This window comes from Mojavia sp. (genome assembly GCF_059505145.1).
The window spans coordinates 70,628-90,970 of sequence record NZ_JCACKA010000076.1; the positions used below are offsets into that span (position 1 = coordinate 70,628).

Here is a 20,343-nt window from a genome sequence, read left to right on the forward strand (position 1 = left end):
AACGGCAAACCTCTAAGGAATGTAGTTGCTAACCAGAGTTGTGGGTGAGTATTTAATTAATATTGATTTCTCTAGGAATTCCTTTGCCATGTTGTTAAAATTACATTTGCTTATATTTGAACTTATATGTCCACAACTATTACTGCAATTCAACTAGAGGAGTTGCGCTCAGGCGATCGCCTGAGATATCACGGTGTCGATTGGAATATAGAAGAATACAGCACATATCAAGACCCCCAAGGGTATTTAACTGATGAGTGGTTGCTGAATTCCCCTGGTGGGTCACAATATTATTTGTTGCGAGAATTTGACCCCAACAACCAATCAATCTCTGTAACGTGGTATCTTGCTCACCCATTGCAAAATGCTCGCCTAGCGTTGCCAAACTCCCAAGAAAATATAGTACCCAGGCTATGGCAAGATATGCAATCCCAAGCAGAGCCATATCCAGAATTGCAACTTTTTTACAAGTCTTATTACTTCGAGTCTCAAACCGAAGGAAACTATGAGACAGAAGGGGACACACAATCTCGTATTACTTGGGATTATTGGGATCAAGAGCATCAAATGAATTTAGCGATTGAAGCTTTTTCTCATGGTCAACTAAATATTTACTCTACTAAAATAGTCAAGCCTGAAGAATTTTCTCATATTCAAAAGACAATAGAGAAAAATCATATAAATATTATTGGTTATGCATCTAAAATATTTCAAACTTTAGTAGCATTAATCCTCTTGTTTTTGGGACTTACATTAATGATATTTGGATAAACGGGGAATGGCAACATCATTATTTATTGAACAGCATGATAACGGCATCGCTTTTTATATAAACGGAGATTTGCAGTTTGATACTGCTGATGAGGCAATATATCACGAATATTTAGTAGTTCCTGCCATAGCGTTGGCTAAACAACGATTTCCGCAAACAGATTTGCGTGTTTTAATTTGTGGTGGTGGGGATGGTTTAGCTGCTAGGGATGTCTTACGATTTGAGCAAGTTAAAGAAATTGATTTAGTAGATTACAATCCAGAAGTTTTAGAACTCGCAACAACTGTATTTAAGCCTTATAATTTGGGAAGTTTAGAGCAAGATAACGTCACGGTTTATACCCAAGAAGCGTTTGAATATGTTGCTCAGTTCCCAGATAGTTACTATCACGTTGTAATTTGTGACTTTACCTATCCTCATTCTTCGGAAGAGACAAGAATCTACAGCCGTGAATGGTTTCAAGAACTAAAACGTATTCTTATACCTGCTGGGGTAATTTGCACTAATGGTGTTTCTCCAGAAAAAGAGACAATGGGTTTTTGGTGTTTATATCAAACGCTACTATCAGCTGATTTGATGGCAAAACCTTTACAGTTAACAATTCCCTCATTTTGTGAGCATGGTTATGGGAATTGGGGTTTCTTTTTATCATCATCACAGCCAATTACACGAAGTGAGATAGAAATAGCCGATTTACCAGATAATTTAAATTTTCTAACTCCTAGCCAGCTACAAAAAGCTTTTTTATTTAAGAGTGCGATCGCCCAATCTCGTCATGAGGTAAAGATTCACACTTTAGACAGTCCTCAATTCTTTTATTATCTACTAAATCACCCATCTGAAGAAGAAAGCTTTTTACCACAATCTGACGCAGTTGTTAATTTTTTAGATATTGAAGAAACGTTAACAGCCCAAATAGGCGAGGGTGATTCACTGAATTTAGAATCAGTAGCTAAGTTTTGGATAGAAAATATTTATTCTTTACAAGAAGTTGAGATTAATTTACCAAATAGTAAAGAATTAATACCTGTGCGCCATCGTTACCATAGCCGAAAAATGACATCCTCATGGCTAGCACATCTTAAAGAATTACTAGCAGAGATAGACGCTAAACATTTATTGAATAGTCTGTTAACAAGAGCGCAAGAACTACCACCACAAATTGCTAGTGACTTAAAAATCTTAGCTGATAAAATTAATTCTAATCAAGCCCTGACAAACCTACCCCCCCAGACGGCTGAGTTGATTGCAATGTTATCAGTAACACTATTAATGGCAAATCTAGTAGCACCAGATGCTGTATTTGCTAAAGGTTATTATTCTAGTGGTAGCAGTAGCAGTAGTAGTGGTAGCTATATTGATGATGGTGGTAGCTTTGGTACAAAAATGACAGGTTTTGTATTGACTGTAATAGGAGGAATTTGGTTATCTAATATATTTACGCCTTCAAAAGATGAATAAATACTAGATTTATTAGGAAAACTATGATTCATGACGATAATTGAGAAAATAGAAACTAACTTAAATAAACAAGCATTAGAGCTAATTATTAGAGAATTAACTACAGCAGAGCAACATGATTGGGACTTACTGGTGAAAACTGTTCCTCATGGCTGCTTTATGCAAACTTCTAGTTGGGCATACTTTAAAGAGATAGAAGGATATAAAACATTTCGTTATGGTTTATTTTTAAATGGTGAATTAGTAGGAGGATGTATTTACTATTTATATCCACATCCTAACAAAGCAAATTTGTTGATTGTTCCTGGTGGGCCAATATTACCAGATAATTTTGCAAATCAAGGAATGCAATTATTGTTAAATCAAGCTGGTGATTTAGCGCAAAAAATAGGGGCGATCGCACTTCGTATTGAACCGTTATGGATAGAAAAACCTGATTATCTTAAAGATTTTGTTCGCGCACCTGCTGATTTACTACCATGTGAGACTTTATTAATAGATTTACGTCCAGATACTGGCCAAATATTAGCAGCGATGAAGCCAAAAGGACGCTACAATATCCGGCTAAGTCAACGTCATGGTGTTAAAACAGAATTTAGCAGCGATTCCCAAAAAATTCCGGTATTTTATGATTTATTTTGGGAAACAGTACAGCGTCAGCAGTTTTTTGGTGAACCTTACGGGTTTTTTATCAATCTTTGCCAGACTTTATTTGCAGCTAATATGGCAGAAATTGGTTTAGCTACTTGGCGTGGAGAAATACTCGCAGCCATTTTATTAGTATACTGCGGCGATATTGCGACTTATTTATATGGTGGACGCAGTTTTGACCATCCAGAAGTAATGGCAAATTACAGCTTACATTGGGAGGCGTTGCAAAGAGCAAAATCACGAGGTTGTCAGGTTTATGATTTTTATGGCTTTACCCGTAACCCAAATCACGCTTATGCTAAATTTTCCCAATTTAAAAGTCAGTTTGGTGGTACGCCTATAACTACAATAGGCGCTCATGATTACTTTTTTTATGACCAGTTAGCTGATACGTTAATTAGTTTATTCCGAAATATAGTCGGAGGTAGTAAATGAACGAAAAATTGATTAATGGACTCACTCAATCAGGAGTGATTTTACTAGAGTTAGTAGTGGGTTTTGGCTTATTTTGGCTAGGACAGTTAGCTTACCAAAAGCTGTTTCGGCGGCGCATGGAGTTGAATCTGGAACTGTTTGTTAAGGATAACCCAGCTGTGGCTATTGCCTTAGTCGGTTACTACTTTGGTATTGTAATTGCTCTAGGTGGTGTTCTTGGACAAAGTGCAGTTAATTGGCAAGATAAAATATTAAATTTATTAACCTATGGCGCAACTGTGATTGTATTCATGTTAGCGGGTGCATGGATAGGCGATAGATTAATTTTGCGCCACTTTAATTGTGAACGGGAAATTATTCAAGACCGTAATGTTGGTGCTGCTACTGTAGAAGCAGGAAACCACATCGCTAACGGATTAATTTTGAATGCAGCTTTAGCTGGTGAAAGCGGTGGCTGGTTGGTAGGGTTGGTGTGTTGGTTAATTGGGTTAGGATTACTCGTGATTGTGAGTGTCGTATATCCCCGAATTACAAAATACAATGTATTTGCAGAAATCGAAAAACGAAATAACCCTGCTGCTGGTGTGGCTTTAGCAGGGTTACTAATTGCTACAGGTAACATTGTGCGAGTTGCATTTTCCGCCGAGTTTGAAAACTGGATTGTCAGTTTCACTCAGTATGGTTTGGTACTATTATTTTGCTTAGGTTCGCTGGTAGCAATTCGCTGGTTAGCTGATTTGATTTTAGTACCTGGCGTAAAAATTTCTGACGAAATCGTTAATCAAGAAATTCCTAATATGGGTGCAGGTTTAATTGAATCTTTCGCCTATATCGCAGCTTCTTTTTTAATTGCTTGGTGCTTTTAAGTTTATAAAATAAATTTAGAATTTATTTTATGTTAACCAACAATATATAGATAATTCCAATTAGATATTCTGTCAGATTTAGAAATTTCCATTGTCAATATTTTGGCTAATAGTCTAGCTTTTTCTTGATTCTCTTCTTGATAATCACATATATGGATATCAATTGTAACTTTTGCTTCTTCAGGCCAAAAGTGTAATGCTACATGAGATTCCGCCAACAAGATAACTGCTGAAACTCCCTGTGGCTGAAACGCATAAGCCAGTTCACCTATAACGGTTAGTTTAGCTGTCTTAGCGGCATTTTTTAAAACCCGAATAAAATCGGCTGCTTCCCAACTGAAAACAATCTGTGAAGCTGGCAAAATGGCGGAAAAATGATGAGACTTAATCACTTATACAAGTCTTAGGTGATGAGCGTAGTAAATTTTAACCTAGTATAGTTCAACAGTTTTCATGTATTTGAATCACATCTGTTGTAGGGTCACAGCATAGCTGTAACTTTACAGCGTGGTCTATTTACCGAAAAATAAAGAATGAAGTACATTTAAGCATACTTCATTCTTTATATTGCAATACGGTTTAGATAAGAATAATTAACCATCGATGCACGCCGATGAATTAAGATGTTTAATCAACTGATGTGGTTTCTTCTCATCCAAATTATCTTTAACTGAACCGGATTGCTTTATATTCGAGCAATTATCTATTGTTTTTAGCGGGTTATTACATAACTATATTAACCGCTATCAAAAAAGGTTAGAGTTTAACCTTTTTTATTAATCTTGTTTGTCTCTTTATGATCCAGCCAAGGCTACAAGCTAAGAGAGTACCACCTAAAGTTGTAGGCTCAGGTACTTTTCTATAAGAAACTGTACCAGAGACAATCTCAGTATTTGGAGAATTTCTAGAGAAAATCGTAAAATCCTCACCGACGATTTCGTAACTTATGGAGCTAGAAGGATTAGTTTTATCGTCAAATAAATAATCTAATCCCACGGCGTTCTGTCCTGTTAAGAATGTGGTTGAAAATACAAGGGGGAAGCTTGGGTAGTTGACATCATCTTGTTCAGTGTAAACTGTGGAGTCACCATTGAATTGGAAAGAGAGCGACTTAACTACCGTTACAGGAATGTTATCATTACTAAAATTTGAGTCATCAAAGCTAAAAAAGCCGTTGCCCTTATTTATAGGACTATCAATCGTAAAAGCATAATTAACAATTGCGGCAGATGCAGATTTTACATCTAAATTAGTAAAGCTAAGGGCAAGACTAGCAGTAGCAAGCATTAATTTTGGTAGCAATTTCATCTCAATTTTCCTCACGATCAACTTTTGCGAACAATGCACTCGAAAAGTGGAGAAATAAGCTCAGTCTAATTTTTGTCTCTTCTTGCTTGTCTGTAAAGGTTTACTCACCAATTAAAACAGTAATCGTTGTGATGACCTTTGCTCAAGGAAAAGGAATAAGTTGCCAAAAGTTGGAGTCACATCATTTTGCAGCCAGGGGTTTAAGCAGACTTTAATTCAAGGTAAAAATCATATTTTTTCATTTACATTATTGGATATGAATTAAAGTATTTTTTTGTTAACCCTTGGATAACGCAATCTTTACTTATTGCATAACAGTATGTGGTAAACATTTATCCGGTAATACTTTCGCTTGAGCTTGCCATTAATTAGTATGGAATCAAATCACCCATTGAAGCTGAACCGTCGCCAGTTTTTGCTACGTTCAGCGATCGCAGCTGGTGGAGTTATTTCCACAAATCTTGTTTTCAAGTCACGAGTTTTTGCCCAAGCACCTGCAATTATCACCTCCGAGAAAATGCGTCCCACCATACCTTATGGTGTAGCTAGCGGAGATATCACCGATAATAACGTTATCATTTGGAGCCGCAGCGATCGCCCCGCTAAAATGATTGTGGAATATGCTACCAGCGACTCTTTCCGCGATGTGCAGCGTGTTTTCGGCCCCAATGCTTTAGAAAATAGCGACTTTACAACACGGCTGAATCTGAGGAATCTGCCACCAGACCAACAAATATTTTATCGAGTTATTTTTCAAGATTTAGATAATCGAAATATTTATAGCGCTCCTGTTAACGGTACTTTCCGAACTCCTCCGATAGCTGGGCGAGATATATTCTTTGTTTGGGGTGGAGACACTGCCGGTCAAGGATGGGGTATTAATCCTGATTTCGGTGGGATGAAAATTTACGAAACCATGCGTCAACTTAATCCCGACTTTTTCATCCATTCTGGCGATAATATTTACGCTGATAACCCCATTCAACCACAAGTAACCCTAGATGATGGCACAATCTGGAGAAACATCACCACGCCAGAAAAATCAAAAGTAGCAGAAACATTACCAGAGTTTCGTGGTAACTATAAATACAACTTAATGGATAACAACATTAAGCGTTTCAACGCTGAAGTTCCCATGTTGGCACAGTGGGACGACCACGAAACTACAAATAACTGGTATCCTGGTGAAATTCTCCTCAACGATAACCGCTATACAGTCAAAGATGTTTCTTTGCTAGCAGAAAGGGCAAGGCAAGCGTTTTTGGAATATATGCCTATTGCGTATACAACCAATAATCTAGATAAAGCGCGAATTTATCGCTCCTTTAATTACGGCCCCTTGCTAGACATTTTCATGCTTGATGAGCGTACCTACCGGGGGCCAAACACCTTCAATCGTCAGCCAGTACTAAGTCAAGAAACAGAAATGCTGGGCAGAACACAAGTGCAATGGCTCAAAAGGCAATTGCTCTCATCAAAAGCAACATGGAAAGTAATTGCCAGTGATATGCCCTTGGGACTGATAATTAGAGATGGCAGCACTGACTTTGAAGCTTGGGCTAATGGAGACGGCCCACCACTAGGAAGAGAACTAGAACTTGCCGACTTACTACGATTTATCAAAAACGAAAATATCAAGAATGTTGTTTGGTTAACTGCTGATGTACATTACGCAGCAGCCCACTATTACAATCCTAGTAAAGCGCAGTTTACCGATTTCAAGCCTTTTTGGGAGTTTGTCGCCGGGCCTTTGAACTCTGGCACATTTGGGCCTAACCAATTAGAAAATACCTTTGGCCCAGAAGTAAAATTTCAAAGCATTCCTCCAGGTACGCAAGCAAATCGACCCCCAAGCGAAGGTTTGCAATTCTTTGGCGGAGTCAAAATTGATGGTTATACAAAAGTGATGACGGTAACACTGCGTAACTTAGCAGGGGAAACTCTCTACAGCCTAAGTTTGCCGCCAGAAACTTAAATTGTGAACGAGTCTTTGATACTCGCGCACGAGTCTTTGAACTTCATTAATGAGCCTTTAATACTCGTGAACGAGTCTTTGATACTCGTCAATGAGTCTTTGATACTCGTGAACGAGCCTTTGATACTCGTGAACGAGTCTTTGATACTCGTGAATGAGCCTTTGAACTCCGTTAATGAGTCTTTGATACTCGTCAATGAGCCTTTGATACTCGTGAACGAGTCTTTGATACTCATGAACGAGTCTTTGATACTCATGAACGAGTCTTTGATACTCATGAACGAGTCTTTGATACTCGTCAACCAGTATTAGCATCAGGTTTGCGGGTCTGATTTTTACATACGCCTCGCTTAGATGCTAAGACTACAAGCTAAAATTCTTAAGCCTGCTGGTATATTACTGCACTGTGAACAATAAAGCGATCGCTATGAATATCCTTAACTAGGTAAGTCGTGTGGCGATCGCCAAAAATAATTGTTTCTAGATCAATAGGAATATCTAATACTTAATTTTGCCTTACTTTTAATAAAACTTAATTAATATTTTCTATCTCATCTAGTTGACCGTAAACGTATTTGCCAATATGATTCAGCCAACTGCAAGCGTTGCAGGAATTCCTTCAAATTTCTTTTAGAAAAACGAGAACTCTAAACTCGGTTGCGATAATTCTTTTAGCTAGCTCAAAGCTGTGTAACTATAGACTGTTGAATTGCTCAAAGTTTTCAGATCGGCAACAAAGTTAAAGGAGGTATCTTTTCGCTAGATTTTTAAAGTTCTCTTCGAGTCACTACACGGGAGGAGGGCCCATGACTGCTTCATCACAAAATAATTCGATAAATTCTTCCATCACTGAGAGCCTGGACGTAGCTAGGCAGACATATCAATACAATTACAGCCATATCCCACCTATACCAATGGTGGATCAGCTTCCTCCTGCGGAACGGTTCACCACTAACTGGTATTTTTTATTAGCCCAGCAGTTACGGGTTCTTTTCGTTAATACCCTAATCACCAACCGAGGCAATCGCGGTTCCGGGTCGATTCGTGATGATGTCAAATTGTTTATTCTCGAAGCGTTGGTTAAGGGCGCGATACCAGCGCGAATCAGCATTATTGCTAGGCTGCTGCAAATTGCCCCCCAGTTTCTAATTCAAGGACTATCCAAAGATTTACACGAACTCGATGATCTGTTGTTTTCGCTGCTCAAGGAAAACGGAGTTTTGATCCTCAGAGATTCACTCAATCGGGTTATTAAGCTTTTGTATGAAGGACAGCCTACAGGACACGCAACCAGCCTCCAGGACTATGAAAAGTTGTTTCCGGTGATTGGTGCGCCGGCGATCGCTTACACTTTTCAAGAAGATGAAGTGTTTGCCTATATGCGCGTAGCTGGCTACAATCCCGTCATGATTAAGCAGGTAACCAGTCCTGGGAATAACTTCCCAGTCACAGACGAGCATTACCAGGCGGTGATGGGGAATGACGATTCCTTAGCAGCAGCCGGACAAGAAGGAAGGCTGTACTTAACAGACTATAAAATTTTAGACGGTGCTATCAACGGTACATACCCACACTATCAAAAGTATGTTTATGCACCCATAGCACTGTTTGCATTACCTCAAGGCTCAGACCCTAACCGTTTACTGCGCCCTGTAGCCATTCAATGTGGGCAAACCCCAGGCCCAGATTACCCAATCATTACCCCTAACTCTGATAAGTACGCCTGGCTATTTGCCAAAACCGTTGTCCAAATAGCAGATGCCAATTTCCACGAAGCCGTTACCCACCTAGCCAGAACGCACCTATTCGTTGGCCCTTTTGTAATGGCGACTCATCGGCAACTACCCGCCAGCCATCCCCTTAGTCTGTTGCTCCGCCCTCATTTTGAGGGCACTTTAGCAATTAATGATGCCGCCCAACGCAGCCTGATCGCTCGCGGCGGTGGAGTTGATCGATTACTCTCACCCACAATTGATAACTCGCGGGTTTTAGCAGTATACGGGTTACAAAGCTATGGCTTCAATAGTGCCATGTTACCAAAGCAATTTCAGCAGCGTGGCGTTGATGATTCCAACCTGCTGCCTGTTTATCCTTACCGGGATGATGCGCTGTTGGTTTGGGATGCGATTCATCAATGGGTATCAGATTACTTAAACCTTTACTACGCTACAGATGCAGACATTCAGAAGGACAAAGCTCTCCAAGCTTGGGCAGACGAAATTCAGGCTTTTGATGGTGGGCGTATGTCTGATTTTGGGCAAAATGGAGGCATCCAGACGCGGGACTATCTAGTTGATGCCGCGACGCTGATTATTTTTACCGCCAGCGCCCAACACGCTGCGGTTAACTTTCCGCAGAAAGACTTAATGGGTTATGCAGCAGCCTTACCATTGGCAGGTTATGTACCAGCCTCAATTCTTAAAGGAGAAGTAACTGAGCAAGATTACCTCAATTTGCTTTCCCCCCTAGATCAGGCGCAACGGCAATATAACCTGCTTGGGTTGCTGGGTTCTGTATATTACAACAAGCTCGGTGATTATCCAGAGCAACACTTCACAAACCCGCAAGTAAAACCGTTGTTGCAAGCATTCCAAAGCAATCTCCAGCAAGTGGAAGCTACCATCAATCAACGCAATTTGCACCGCCCAGCCTATGAGTATCTCCTTCCTTCCAGAATTCCTCAAAGCATTAATATCTGAAGTTAATGAGTGGTAAGTCATGAGTGCTGAGTGCTGAATATAGTTTTCTCCCCTGCACCCTGCACCCTGCTCCCCTGCTTCTTCCTAACCCTTTTATTTAAAGATTATGGAACTCAAAGATAAAGTCCTTAAAGGCCACGATCGCCAAATCGAGCTTTCATATCGCCTGGCTAAAGTCGGTTATAACAGTACAATTGGCAGACTGCTCCGCTTACGTGCCTACTATGCCGATGCTTTGATCATGCTCAGAGCCTGGAGGGACTTTCTCTACATCCGTAAGGAAAATATTGGAGACAAATATTTTGCTGTAGACCAAGCGATTATGCATACTTCTCACTCCCAAGTGAAAGAACTAATGCAGGTCGAGCCGCAATTACGGGGAAATGATTTAGGCATCATTAGAATATTGGCTCCTAGCTATTTGCTGAACAATCCCCTAAGTTTGGGAATGAACGGTAATGAACACACAGGAGTTCGTGCTGTTTTTTTGCAAGCCTTGCCAGAACCATCTGAACAGGTAGACGTTTTAGGACATTTAGTTGATCAATCGCTCTTAAAAGCTGCCCAAGGAGGCAAATTACATATTGGAGATGATTTGCCAGGAATGATGCTGGCAATTTTGCACCAAGTTGTTTTCCAAATCTCATTATCTGAAGAAGAAATCACGGCATCGCGTGCTTATATTAAAGGTTTGCCTCTTGCATCCTTGCCAAATTTCTTTAGCAAATATCTGCTGGCGATTAGAACAGCGCCAAATACTCGACATCGCAAGCGTTTAATCGAGCGATACAAACAATCTCCAAAATGGGCATCATACATGGAAACAGGTGCCCGGTATGGCTTGAACGAACACCAAATTGCAAACAGCCTGTTTGATATGATTCATATCGCCGGAACTGCTGGAACAAGTGCGTTATTAGGATCTGTAATTGGTGTTTTGTGCCTGGATAATGCTTTAAGAAATGACGTAGTATCAGAAGTTAATGCAGTTTGGAATGGACAGGGAACTCCTAACGCCAACGCCCTAGAACAGTCAACCTTAATTACTAAAGTAATTCTAGAAACAGCGCGTCTTTATCCACCTGTGCGATTTGTCAGCCAACTTACCACTGAGTCGGGTGAAGTGGCGATCGCAAATCAGCGATGTCCATTTCAAAAAGGCACTCGTTTACTTGGCTCAATCTTCACGGCTAATCGGGACTCAAACCGATACAAAAATCCAGATGATTTTGACGTGACGCGGGATTTTTCAGATATCTTATCTTGGAACGGCGAGGGACATGAGCGGGCTTGTCCTGGCAAATCTTTATCAATTGGCTTAATCCAGATTTTCTGTTTGTATTTGTTCAAAAAATATCAATGGAACTCAATTACAGAAGTCAAGTGGGATTTTGCAAACGTGACAGCCGTTACTCCTAATGATTTAGTGCTACAAGGCTTTGCTCAACAAGTTTGAGTTAAGTGCGATCGCACCAAGGGCGGATCGCACTTAACGCACTAAATAAGTAATGTCCAAACTGGGAAAGCATATCTTGTTTTCCTCCCACATATTCACAGATTGGCAACAATCACTGCCTCAATTACAAATTACGAAATAATATGGCTGAAGCGATCGAGAAAAAGCAACTCGAAAATATTGCAACCTGGATGATTCCCATCCAAGAAACAAACTTACCACCTGCCCTCAAGGGCGTTTTCTTTATGGATGGCAATCCGCTTCCAGACGATTGCATCACAATGTACAACTTAGAATGGGATGCTCAGAACCAATCCTTGGTTTTACCTGTCTTTGCCCCAGTACAGTGGACTTTCCATAACTCGATTCTAGGATGGTTATTGCTTCGTGCTGCCCAATTATCTCGCTTCGCTTACAAAATTCAGTTTGAAGATGAAATGTTGCAGCAAGCGCAAATTATACCCTTTACTTTTGGGCTGAAGATTCCCAGGTGGATTGTAAATCTTACAATGAGTCAAGACGAAAACTCTAAAAATGGAGATATTTGGAAACGAAGAAACGTTTGGTTCGGCGGAATTCCACGAATTGGCGAGTATACACTGCGTAGGATTGTAGATGAAGATGGTAACTACACTCCCGCCTTCAAAGATATGCTTGCCAAGGTGCAAAACGACTGTTTGGTGATTGTAAATAACTCAAAAGACAAAACCTCTTAGTTTAGGCAGAAGACAGTCCCAAGTCTCCTTGGGGGACTTGGGGACTAGGGGAGAAATTCGTACTCAGCATTCAGCAACTTTACCGCAATTTTGATTAGCAGGTACAGCTTCTAGAATCTTTTTAGGCATGGGCAGGTTGAGGTTGTTCATCACTTCAATAAACTGGCTACGACTGCGTCCGGTAAATCGGGGATTCCAGAGTTTTTCTTCGCCAATGGTAGACACTGTTCGCCCTTGATAGTCGTGAGCAGGATACACCAAGATATCATCTGGTAGCGTGAATAGTTTTTGCGTGACGGCATCATACAATGCTCCAGCATCGCCATTTTGGAAGTCAGTACGACCGCAACCCCGAATAAATAGTGCATCCCCGGTTAATAGGTGAGTACCGTTGACTAGGTAAGCCATGTGGCTATCAGTATGACCTGGAGTGGCGATCGCCTGAATCACTATGCTACCCAATTGCAAAGTTTTACCATCGCTAATGTAGCGGTCTGCACATATAGCCTGAGCATTTTGAGGCAAAATACCCAAGCAACCAGTTGATTCCCTCAGCTTGTCGGTTCCGGTGATGTGATCAGCATGAATGTGTGTTTCTAGGCAGTATTGCAGGGTTAGCCCCAATTCTCGCAACATCTGAAGGTCACGTTCAACTTGCTCTAACACAGGATCAACCAGGATAGCCGCTTTGGTTAATTGATCGGCAATTAAATAGGTGTAGGTACTCGATTCTTTATCGAATATTTGACGAAATAGCATGGCAGGCTTCTCCAATCAAATCAATGGATTGCCAATAAACCAATCCCTTTGAACAGCAGCATAAGATTTGCAAGCAAAAGATTTCAGTAACTCCTGCGCCAAATTAGCAGCCTACACACGAGCGAGTTTATGCCTTGAGGCTGGATGTAAAGGTGTAATATCAAGCCCGGTTAATCACTTATAATTACCGCATCTGTACAAAAATCGTAAAAGCCTCTTTCCCCTGCTCCCTGCTCCCTGCTCCCTGCCCCCTACCTTTCTTGTCATTACTCGGCAGTCTAGTAGTATGTGTGCAAAATTTTCCAAATATCAGCCGCGCACTCGCTTGTCAATGAGTACATATTTCATGTACTGATAAAAGAATAGTTAAAATAAAGTTTTGTGAAGCGAGGGCTAGGTATGTACATTGTACAGATTGCCTCGGAATGCGCTCCTGTAATTAAAGCGGGAGGTTTAGGAGATGTCGTTTACGGGCTAAGTCGGGAATTAGAGATTCGCGGAAATTGCGTTGAGCTAATTCTACCCAAGTATGATTGTATGCGCTACGACCATATTTGGGGACTTCATGATGCCTACATGAATTTGTGGGTGCCTTGGTATGGTGGTGCAATTCACTGTTCTGTGTACTGCGGTTGGGTACATGGACGGGTGTGTTTCTTCATTGAACCCCACAGTGAGGACAATTTCTTTAATCGCGGCTGTTATTACGGTTGCGATGATGACAATATGCGTTTTGCGTTCTTCAGCAAAGCAGCTTTAGAATTTCTGCTCAGAAGCAATAAGCGACCTGATATCATCCATTGTCATGATTGGCAGACAGGTTTAGTACCAGTCATGCTCTATGAAATTTACAAATATCATGGCATGGAGTATCAGCGAGTTTGCTACACCATCCACAACTTTAAGCATCAGGGAATAGGTGGTGTTGAGACTCTGAAAGCAACAGGATTAAATCAAGAAGCTTATTATTTCCAGTACGATAAGCTACGTGACAACTTTAACCCCTTTGCCTTGAACTTTATGAAAGGGGGTATTGTTTACTCCAACGCTGTCACCACAGTTTCACCTCACCACGCTTGGGAAGCCCAAAATACAGATGTTGGCTGCGGTTTAGGTCATACCTTATATTTGCAGCAAGATAAATTCACTGGGGTTCTCAACGGTATTGATTACGATTTTTGGAATCCCGAAACCGACCGTTACATCCCCTACAACTACAGCCGAGATGATTTTGAACAAAAAGCATATAACAAAAAAGCCCTGCAAGAGCGGCTGATGTTACGCCATACCGATAAACCACTTGTGGCTTATATCGGTCGCTTAGATAATCAAAAAGGTGTACATCTTGTTCATCACGCAATTTATTACGCCCTAGAAAAAGGAGCGCAATTTGTATTACTGGGTTCAGCCACAGAAGCAGGAATAAATGCTCATTTCCGGCATGAAAAAGAATTTTTAAATAATAATGCTGATGTGCATTTAGAACTGGGCTTTAACGAAGAGTTATCTCATCTAATTTATGCTGGGGCAGATATGATTATTGTCCCTAGTAATTATGAGCCTTGTGGGTTAACTCAGATGATCGGCTTTAAGTACGGCACTGTACCTATTGTTCGCGGTGTAGGTGGATTGGTAAATACGGTATTTGACCGAGACTACGACCAGAACTTACCCCCAGAAAAACGCAATGGCTATGTATTTTACGATACTGATTATCATGCTCTTGAGTCCGCGATGGAGCGGGCGATCGCTTTGTGGTATGAGTATCCTGAAGAGTTTCGCAAACTAGCTATTCAGGGGATGAAATACGACTACTCGTGGAATGTTCCAGGAGCGCAATATTTAGAAATTTACGACTGGATAAAACACAAGTGGTAATGTAATACCAATTTGACATGGGTAGGGGCACAACATTGTTGTGCCCTTAGTGTTATCTGTACTCCTTTTAGTGGTGGAATGAGTTTACCAACAGCATATATAGCAATCCGATTTGATTTCTGAATCACTCGTAGAGGTAAGGGACTGGGGATTGGGGACTGGGGACTGGGAAGAAGGAATAAAGGTGTACTGAATTTTGTTCAAAAATCAAATATGAGTCCTATATATCAAGGCTCAATGTACAGTAGACTCCAAAAAATCTGCATTTAGTGTGTTATCACCTTAGCAATTGACATCTCCAAACAAGCAACCTGCTATTTCGTTGGAGAGCGGTTATTTAGGTGAGGATAGAATTTTGGGGTTGATTTGTTGGGCTATCTCCTATTTTCGTCGTGATGCAGCACTCATCGGCTTCCTGTTCCTGATGATAGGAGTTTCGGTAATTCTGAATCTTCTCTATGCTTGGCCCATAGCGATTCTCGTCGATACGGTGCTGAACGTGACGCCGCACGAAAACTGGATTCATAAGCTTTTGCTTGCCCCTTTTGGTGAGAGCAAAATAGCACAAGTGCTGGGCATGGCGTTTCTGGAAATGCTGATCAAAATTCTCCAGGAAACCGTATGGATGGTGCGGCTGATGCTCAGTAGCCAGATCAAGTGTAATGGGACGGCGCGAGTCCGCACTGAACTGTACGAAAAGCTTCAGAACCTTAGCCTCTCGTGGTATCGTACCCGTTCGCAGGGCGATACCATTTATCGTTTGAGCTACGATAGCCTTGGCCCTTGGGGAATCCTCGATACTTTTATCGGCTCAGTGGCAGCTACGGTGACTCTCGTGGGGATGCTAGTGATTATGCTGCTTCGGAGCGTTCCACTCACGCTGTTCGCACTGTCCATCACTCCCTTTCTGATTGCTGCCAACTTATACTTTAGTCCCAAAATTCGCGATCGCGCCGCCGAATCGAAGCGTACCGATGCCAATTTCACGACAACTGCCCAACACGCGCTCGCCGCAATGCCCTTAATTCAAGCATTTGGACGCCAAGAACAGGAAGCAGATCGATTTAAAAATGCTGTTACTCAAAGTGTCACAGCCTCAATGCAACTCAGTTGGCAAGAGAATTTATATCCGCTTGCCATTCAAGTCATCTTTGCACTCGGCAAAGCGGTGATATTCGGCTATGGCGGTTGGCTGGTGTATCATGACCAGTTTTTGCACCCTGTAGCAGGGGGAGTGACTTGCGGTGACCTCATCGTGTTCATGACTTACCTTGGGCAACTCTGGGAACCCCTTGGATGGGTACTCGGATTTACCACGAAGATCCAAACTTACGTTGCTTCCTGCGAACGAGTTTTGGAAATTATCGCCGAGAAACCGTCCGTAGTTGATGAACCGTCTGCGGCACTCTTGCCTGTGAAACCTCGTACTCTCACCCTCACAGAAGTAAGCTTCGGATATCGCCCAGAGACTATGATTCTGCGTGGTATCTCGGCTAGAATTGAGCCAGGTGAAATGGTCGCCTTCTTGGGAGCGAGTGGTACGGGAAAAAGTACACTCCTTAATCTTATTCCACGTTTTTACGACCCTACCGGGGGAGTAATTCAGCTTGACAACTATAATATCCGTTCTGTGCGGCTATCTGACCTTCGCAAACATATAGCTCTTGTCTCACAGGAGAGTACGCTCTTCCCGGATACTATTCTGGAAAACTTGAGGTATGGTTGCGAAGAGATTTCCTTTGAAAAAATTGAAGCTGCTGTCCGGGAGGCGGGTGCGTCGGAGTTCATTGAAATGCTCCCCAATGGCTACGAAACTGAGATTATTGAAGGAGGGCAGAATCTTTCAGGCGGTCAGCGCCAACGGCTAGCAATTGCCCGTGCGCTCCTCACGGATGCACCTATTCTAGTTCTTGATGAGCCAACAAGCGCTCTCGATCCTGCCCACGAGCAATGGGTCATGGAAACACTCCAGCGAATCCGAGGGACGCGGACGGTGATTATCGTCACCCATCGTCTGGAAACTGTCCAGTCTTGCGATCGCATCTTTGTTCTTCAGCATGGCTTTATTGCCGAGTCTGGCACTCATGCCGATCTCGTTGCACGGCAAGGCGTATATGCTCAAATCCTCCAGCCTGCGATCGCTCATGGTGCTTGTAGACTACATCAGCGAGCGTAGTAGTGATTAAGCGGTAGTAAGAGCGATCGCACTTCGAGAAAGATAGCGTTTACCTGACACAAATTCAATAATTAAATTGATTAACTTGTAGATGCAATCGACGCAATAAAGCTATTTCTAGAGATTACTCAGATTTTGTTTCTGGAATAAACTTGTTGAGTTCCTGCACTAACAGATGCACTTTTGTTGATGGATTGTCTTTAGCGGGAACGTGAGGATCATATTGTCTTAGAAGATTTTCAGCATTCTTGATAGCGAGAGATTGCTTTACAAATAGCTCATCATAAATAGTTTCGCTATTCTTTTTATATGTCTTCTTCAGTAAATAATTTAACTTTTTAATATAATCACTTCGAGGAATACCAGTATTGAGAAATTCAAAATGCAGGACATACCACAGTTCAAATGCTTCATTAGAATAAGCTACTTTAAATCCTTGCTCCTCAGCATTTCTAATGGCGTTATTAAAATCTTCTATAGTCCAAGCATCACGATCAAAAACACACCAAACTTGATCGTACTCCTCTTGTTGATTCAGTTCCCTTGCTCTTTGAACTAGTCTACTCGGATTTTCTCCTACACCCTGCACGTCTATTTCAAAAACATTCTTGGGAACACGAAAGCTCCTAAAGTAGTTAGGTTCTGTTCTCTCTCCTTCACATACGATTAAAAATCTCTGCCTAACTTCCCTCTTATTAACTTTTCTTGGTGAATATCCACGAGAGTTTACCTTTCGTTTAGGCATGAGAGTCGATAAGATGATTCAAATTTCTGATATATGGAATTGCACCATATTTTCCTTTAATATAATCACTTTCAAATGGTGCATCGTCAAGTATTTTGTATTCTGCTAGAGAGTACAGATCTGTTGCACCGTATCTATTCTTTTCAGTAAACCAAATCTGATCTCTACGAAACAGCTTATTACTAAGCAAATTAGTATCGTGAGTCATGAATATTAATTGAGCATTATATGGATTCGTTTCGTTGGAATTAAATAATTCAACAATCGCACGACTAATTAAAGGATGAATTCTAGCATCAAATTCGTCAATTATGAGAACTTTTCCATCTTTTAGTGTGTCAACAAGAGGGCCTGCCAAAGCAAAAACTTTCTGAGTTCCTTCAGACTCTTGCTCATCTAAATCAAATATTTCTGTAGATGCTAGATTTCCTTTTTCATCAAATTTTTGATGAATTGTTTGAACTGAGGTTGCTTTTCCTCGCCCATTTTTGTGAATGAAGTTCTGTATTCCATTTGGAAATTCTCTAGGTAAAGAATCAAGATTAATTTCAATTTCTTTTACTTTGATATCGCCAAGTCCTAAATCTAATTTTTTGAGCAACTGAATAATTTCATCTTTATTTTCATTATCCCTTAAACAATTAACCGTGTATCCTCTATAGCCTATATCATCTAAACCAGAAACTATTTTTACTTTGTTTGTTAGCCAATCTAAAATTTTTTCTGCAATCTTTACATTGAATTGTGCAGATACAGACAAGAAAAGGGCATTATGTCTTGTTTTTTGCTGAATACCATTAGCTTTATATGTCTTAGAAACGCTAATATTGTCTAGTTGGCGATCAAAAAGTTTAGTTTCTCTTGATTTAGGGACGTAATATAACCATTCGGATACAACTTTTTCAGGAGTTGCCTCAAATCCATATCTATGTCTCTTGCCATTAATTAAAAATACTATTTCAAAAAAAGATGGTTTAGTTTCGGTTTCAGTACTGAGCTTAAATCGCTCTACACTTATTTTTTCCGTGCTTTGAGTTTCTTTAGAAGAATTAATCATGAACCATCTCATGAAACCTAAAGCTTTAGCTAGGTTACTTTTACCGCTAGCATTTGCACCATATATTGCAGCGCTCTTCAGTAGTTTAAGCTCTTCATCTACTGCAAAAATATTGTTTTCATCAAGCTTTTTGTCTTTTGCTACAAGGTTAGCTGTCACCATACTAAAGGTGACTTGCTCCTTAAACGATCTGTAGTTGCCGACACTAAATTCGATCAGCATAGCAATAAGTTTAGATTTAATACAAATAAATGTGAAAAAATAACAATTTTCTGCTTTAAGAATAGCAATAATTGGGTTAAAATGCTAAATTATAATATTATTTTGCTTTTGTACATTTGTACTGTTATTAAAGTAAGCAGCATAAAAAACGCCTGCATCGAACGATTAGCAACTTTTGGTTTCATTGAAGCGATATCTGGTGTCGGCTATATGCGGGAAAGCAATTATAAAAGAATGCAAGGTGAATATGGAAGTGTAGAGCTTATGGCCAGACACCGCAAGTAAAAGCGATCGCACTCACCACTTGAGTTTGCTAAGTCATAATCGCTTGGTTTAGGTAGAACATTGAAAATAGGCGTAGACGCAGAACGGCTTGTCGTTAGACATCGCTACCTACCTTGCTCCAAGCGTGATTGCCTCCGGCGCTGCGCTCCGCGTTTACGCCCTAAACAAACTCAATAGTTAAGTTAATTAACTTGTAACCACAACAGGCTTTTTGCGGCTAGGACGCTTGCGCTCTGATTTTTTCTTCAGTCCAACTGCTTGGGCTTGATCGCTATCTGAGCCATATTGCCCACGCACAACGTCTTTCATCGCTAATATTGCATTGTGGAATTCCCACTCTGCTAATCGGGCAGCATCGGCAGCAGCACGGTATAAAGTTAGTTTCTCAGTTTCAGCTTGTTGCTGCGCCAACATCGCTTGATAAGCTTTTTGTATGTTTGCAACAGAGGCATCAGCACGGGATGTGTCGTAAGTACTGATGGTTTGCAAACCGTGCAATGAATCAATATCTTGACTAATCAGTTGAGGGCGCAAACGGTTTGTTGTATTTTGAAGAGGCATAAATATATCCGTGGTAAACTATATATTTAATGTGCCCATTAAAACAAAAAATTTAACAGTAAAAGAAAATTTTCAAATAGGACAAGGTGAGAAAGGGCAGGTTAATATTTGCAAGTTTACGCAATGGCATAACAACCCGATGCAATGGCATAACAACTCGATGCAATGGCATAACAACTCGATGCAATGGCATAACAACCCGATGCAATGGCATAACAACCCGATGCAATGGCATAACAGCCCGATGCAATGGCATAACAACCCGATGCAATGGCATAACAACTCGATGCAATGGCATAACAACCCGATGCAATGGCATAA

At 40.8% G+C, this 20,343-nt stretch carries 18 protein-coding genes; 11 read left to right on the top strand and 7 right to left on the bottom strand.

Translation table 11 applies throughout. The annotated features are described in order from the left end of the window. The first annotated feature begins 126 nt into the window (after positions 1-126). From AC5JL8_RS22050 to AC5JL8_RS22065, 4 genes are read left to right on the top strand one after another with little or no spacing between them, the layout of a single operon-like run. Positions 127-771 (top strand): DUF4178 domain-containing protein, encoded by a 645-nt coding sequence (locus AC5JL8_RS22050; protein ID WP_495881824.1) that lies wholly within the window; start codon positions 127-129, stop codon positions 769-771. Positions 772-778: 7 nt separating this feature from the next. Beyond that, positions 779-2,233 (top strand): spermine/spermidine synthase domain-containing protein, encoded by a 1,455-nt coding sequence (locus AC5JL8_RS22055; protein ID WP_495881825.1) that lies wholly within the window; start codon positions 779-781, stop codon positions 2,231-2,233. A 30-nt stretch (positions 2,234-2,263) separates the two neighbouring features. After that, positions 2,264-3,319 (top strand): lipid II:glycine glycyltransferase FemX, encoded by a 1,056-nt coding sequence (locus AC5JL8_RS22060; protein ID WP_495881826.1) that lies wholly within the window; start codon positions 2,264-2,266, stop codon positions 3,317-3,319. Further along, a complete protein-coding gene (locus AC5JL8_RS22065) occupies positions 3,316-4,185 on the top strand; it encodes a DUF350 domain-containing protein (protein WP_495881827.1) in 870 nt (289 codons plus the stop codon). Before AC5JL8_RS22060 ends, AC5JL8_RS22065 begins: the two co-directional genes overlap by 4 nt. A gap of 32 nt (positions 4,186-4,217) precedes the next feature. On the opposite strand, the gene AC5JL8_RS22070 is transcribed toward AC5JL8_RS22065, so the two are convergent. Both AC5JL8_RS22070 and AC5JL8_RS22075 read right to left on the bottom strand, forming a co-directional pair. After that, positions 4,218-4,577: an S-adenosylmethionine decarboxylase family protein gene (locus tag AC5JL8_RS22070; protein WP_495881828.1), complete on the bottom strand. Its 360-nt coding sequence runs from the start codon at positions 4,575-4,577 to the stop codon at positions 4,218-4,220. Between the two features lie 364 nt (positions 4,578-4,941). After that, positions 4,942-5,493: a PEP-CTERM sorting domain-containing protein gene (locus AC5JL8_RS22075; protein ID WP_495881829.1), complete on the bottom strand. Its 552-nt coding sequence runs from the start codon at positions 5,491-5,493 to the stop codon at positions 4,942-4,944. Between the two features lie 373 nt (positions 5,494-5,866). Between AC5JL8_RS22075 and AC5JL8_RS22080 the strand changes: the two genes are divergently transcribed. Further along, the gene (locus tag AC5JL8_RS22080) at positions 5,867-7,468 is read left to right on the top strand and encodes an alkaline phosphatase D family protein (protein WP_495881830.1); all 1,602 of its coding nucleotides are present in this window, start codon (positions 5,867-5,869) and stop codon (positions 7,466-7,468) included. A 57-nt stretch (positions 7,469-7,525) separates the two neighbouring features. On the opposite strand, the gene AC5JL8_RS22085 is transcribed toward AC5JL8_RS22080, so the two are convergent. After that, entirely contained in the window at positions 7,526-7,783 is a 258-nt protein-coding gene (locus AC5JL8_RS22085) for a hypothetical protein (protein ID WP_495881831.1), read from the bottom strand. A gap of 491 nt (positions 7,784-8,274) precedes the next feature. On the opposite strand from AC5JL8_RS22085, the gene AC5JL8_RS22090 reads away from it, so the two are divergent. The 3 genes from AC5JL8_RS22090 (at position 8,275) to AC5JL8_RS22100 (ending at position 12,339) form a co-directional block, all read left to right on the top strand. After that, positions 8,275-10,167 (top strand): lipoxygenase family protein, encoded by a 1,893-nt coding sequence (locus AC5JL8_RS22090; RefSeq protein ID WP_495881832.1) that lies wholly within the window; start codon positions 8,275-8,277, stop codon positions 10,165-10,167. Positions 10,168-10,273: 106 nt separating this feature from the next. Further along, a complete protein-coding gene (locus AC5JL8_RS22095) occupies positions 10,274-11,623 on the top strand; it encodes a cytochrome P450 (protein WP_495881833.1) in 1,350 nt (449 codons plus the stop codon). A 143-nt stretch (positions 11,624-11,766) separates the two neighbouring features. After that, positions 11,767-12,339: a hypothetical protein gene (locus tag AC5JL8_RS22100; protein ID WP_495881834.1), complete on the top strand. Its 573-nt coding sequence runs from the start codon at positions 11,767-11,769 to the stop codon at positions 12,337-12,339. 63 nt (positions 12,340-12,402) lie between these two features. Here the strand turns inward: AC5JL8_RS22100 and AC5JL8_RS22105 are convergent, their stop codons facing one another. Then, positions 12,403-13,098 (bottom strand): MBL fold metallo-hydrolase, encoded by a 696-nt coding sequence (locus AC5JL8_RS22105; RefSeq protein WP_495881835.1) that lies wholly within the window; start codon positions 13,096-13,098, stop codon positions 12,403-12,405. Positions 13,099-13,497: 399 nt separating this feature from the next. Between AC5JL8_RS22105 and glgA the strand changes: the two genes are divergently transcribed. Both glgA and AC5JL8_RS22115 read left to right on the top strand, forming a co-directional pair. Next, positions 13,498-14,976 (top strand): glycogen synthase GlgA, encoded by a 1,479-nt coding sequence (gene glgA / locus AC5JL8_RS22110; protein ID WP_495881836.1) that lies wholly within the window; start codon positions 13,498-13,500, stop codon positions 14,974-14,976. Between the two features lie 289 nt (positions 14,977-15,265). After that, positions 15,266-17,152 (top strand): ABC transporter ATP-binding protein, encoded by a 1,887-nt coding sequence (locus AC5JL8_RS22115; protein WP_495881837.1) that lies wholly within the window; start codon positions 15,266-15,268, stop codon positions 17,150-17,152. Positions 17,153-17,276: 124 nt separating this feature from the next. Here the strand turns inward: AC5JL8_RS22115 and AC5JL8_RS22120 are convergent, their stop codons facing one another. From AC5JL8_RS22120 to AC5JL8_RS22130, 3 genes are all read right to left on the bottom strand, one after another. Then, positions 17,277-17,897, bottom strand: a complete 621-nt coding sequence (locus tag AC5JL8_RS22120) for an RloB family protein (protein ID WP_495881838.1) — start codon at positions 17,895-17,897, stop codon at positions 17,277-17,279. After that, complete coding sequence (locus AC5JL8_RS22125) at positions 17,890-19,176, bottom strand: AAA family ATPase (RefSeq protein ID WP_495881839.1); 1,287 nt, start codon at positions 19,174-19,176, stop codon at positions 17,890-17,892. Before AC5JL8_RS22125 ends, AC5JL8_RS22120 begins: the two co-directional genes overlap by 8 nt. Positions 19,177-19,647: 471 nt before the next feature. After that, complete coding sequence (locus AC5JL8_RS22130) at positions 19,648-20,022, bottom strand: hypothetical protein (RefSeq protein ID WP_495881840.1); 375 nt, start codon at positions 20,020-20,022, stop codon at positions 19,648-19,650. Positions 20,023-20,053: 31 nt separating this feature from the next. On the opposite strand from AC5JL8_RS22130, the gene AC5JL8_RS22135 reads away from it, so the two are divergent. Then, positions 20,054-20,343, top strand: a 290-nt coding sequence (locus AC5JL8_RS22135; RefSeq protein ID WP_495881841.1) for a hypothetical protein, incomplete at its 3' end; no start/stop codon positions are given.

Coding starts and splice junctions, on each gene's coding strand:
- AC5JL8_RS22050 (WP_495881824.1), top strand. CDS start 127: ATGTCCACAACTATTACTGCAATTCAACTAGAGGAGTTGCGCTCAGGC.
- AC5JL8_RS22055 (WP_495881825.1), top strand. CDS start 779: ATGGCAACATCATTATTTATTGAACAGCATGATAACGGCATCGCTTTT.
- AC5JL8_RS22060 (WP_495881826.1), top strand. CDS start 2,264: ATGACGATAATTGAGAAAATAGAAACTAACTTAAATAAACAAGCATTA.
- AC5JL8_RS22065 (WP_495881827.1), top strand. CDS start 3,316: ATGAACGAAAAATTGATTAATGGACTCACTCAATCAGGAGTGATTTTA.
- AC5JL8_RS22075 (WP_495881829.1), bottom strand. CDS start 5,493: ATGAAATTGCTACCAAAATTAATGCTTGCTACTGCTAGTCTTGCCCTT.
- AC5JL8_RS22080 (WP_495881830.1), top strand. CDS start 5,867: ATGGAATCAAATCACCCATTGAAGCTGAACCGTCGCCAGTTTTTGCTA.
- AC5JL8_RS22085 (WP_495881831.1), bottom strand. CDS start 7,783: ATGCTAATACTGGTTGACGAGTATCAAAGACTCGTTCATGAGTATCAA.
- AC5JL8_RS22090 (WP_495881832.1), top strand. CDS start 8,275: ATGACTGCTTCATCACAAAATAATTCGATAAATTCTTCCATCACTGAG.
- AC5JL8_RS22095 (WP_495881833.1), top strand. CDS start 10,274: ATGGAACTCAAAGATAAAGTCCTTAAAGGCCACGATCGCCAAATCGAG.
- AC5JL8_RS22100 (WP_495881834.1), top strand. CDS start 11,767: ATGGCTGAAGCGATCGAGAAAAAGCAACTCGAAAATATTGCAACCTGG.
- AC5JL8_RS22105 (WP_495881835.1), bottom strand. CDS start 13,098: ATGCTATTTCGTCAAATATTCGATAAAGAATCGAGTACCTACACCTAT.
- glgA (WP_495881836.1), top strand. CDS start 13,498: ATGTACATTGTACAGATTGCCTCGGAATGCGCTCCTGTAATTAAAGCG.
- AC5JL8_RS22120 (WP_495881838.1), bottom strand. CDS start 17,897: ATGCCTAAACGAAAGGTAAACTCTCGTGGATATTCACCAAGAAAAGTT.
- AC5JL8_RS22125 (WP_495881839.1), bottom strand. CDS start 19,176: ATGCTGATCGAATTTAGTGTCGGCAACTACAGATCGTTTAAGGAGCAA.
- AC5JL8_RS22130 (WP_495881840.1), bottom strand. CDS start 20,022: ATGCCTCTTCAAAATACAACAAACCGTTTGCGCCCTCAACTGATTAGT.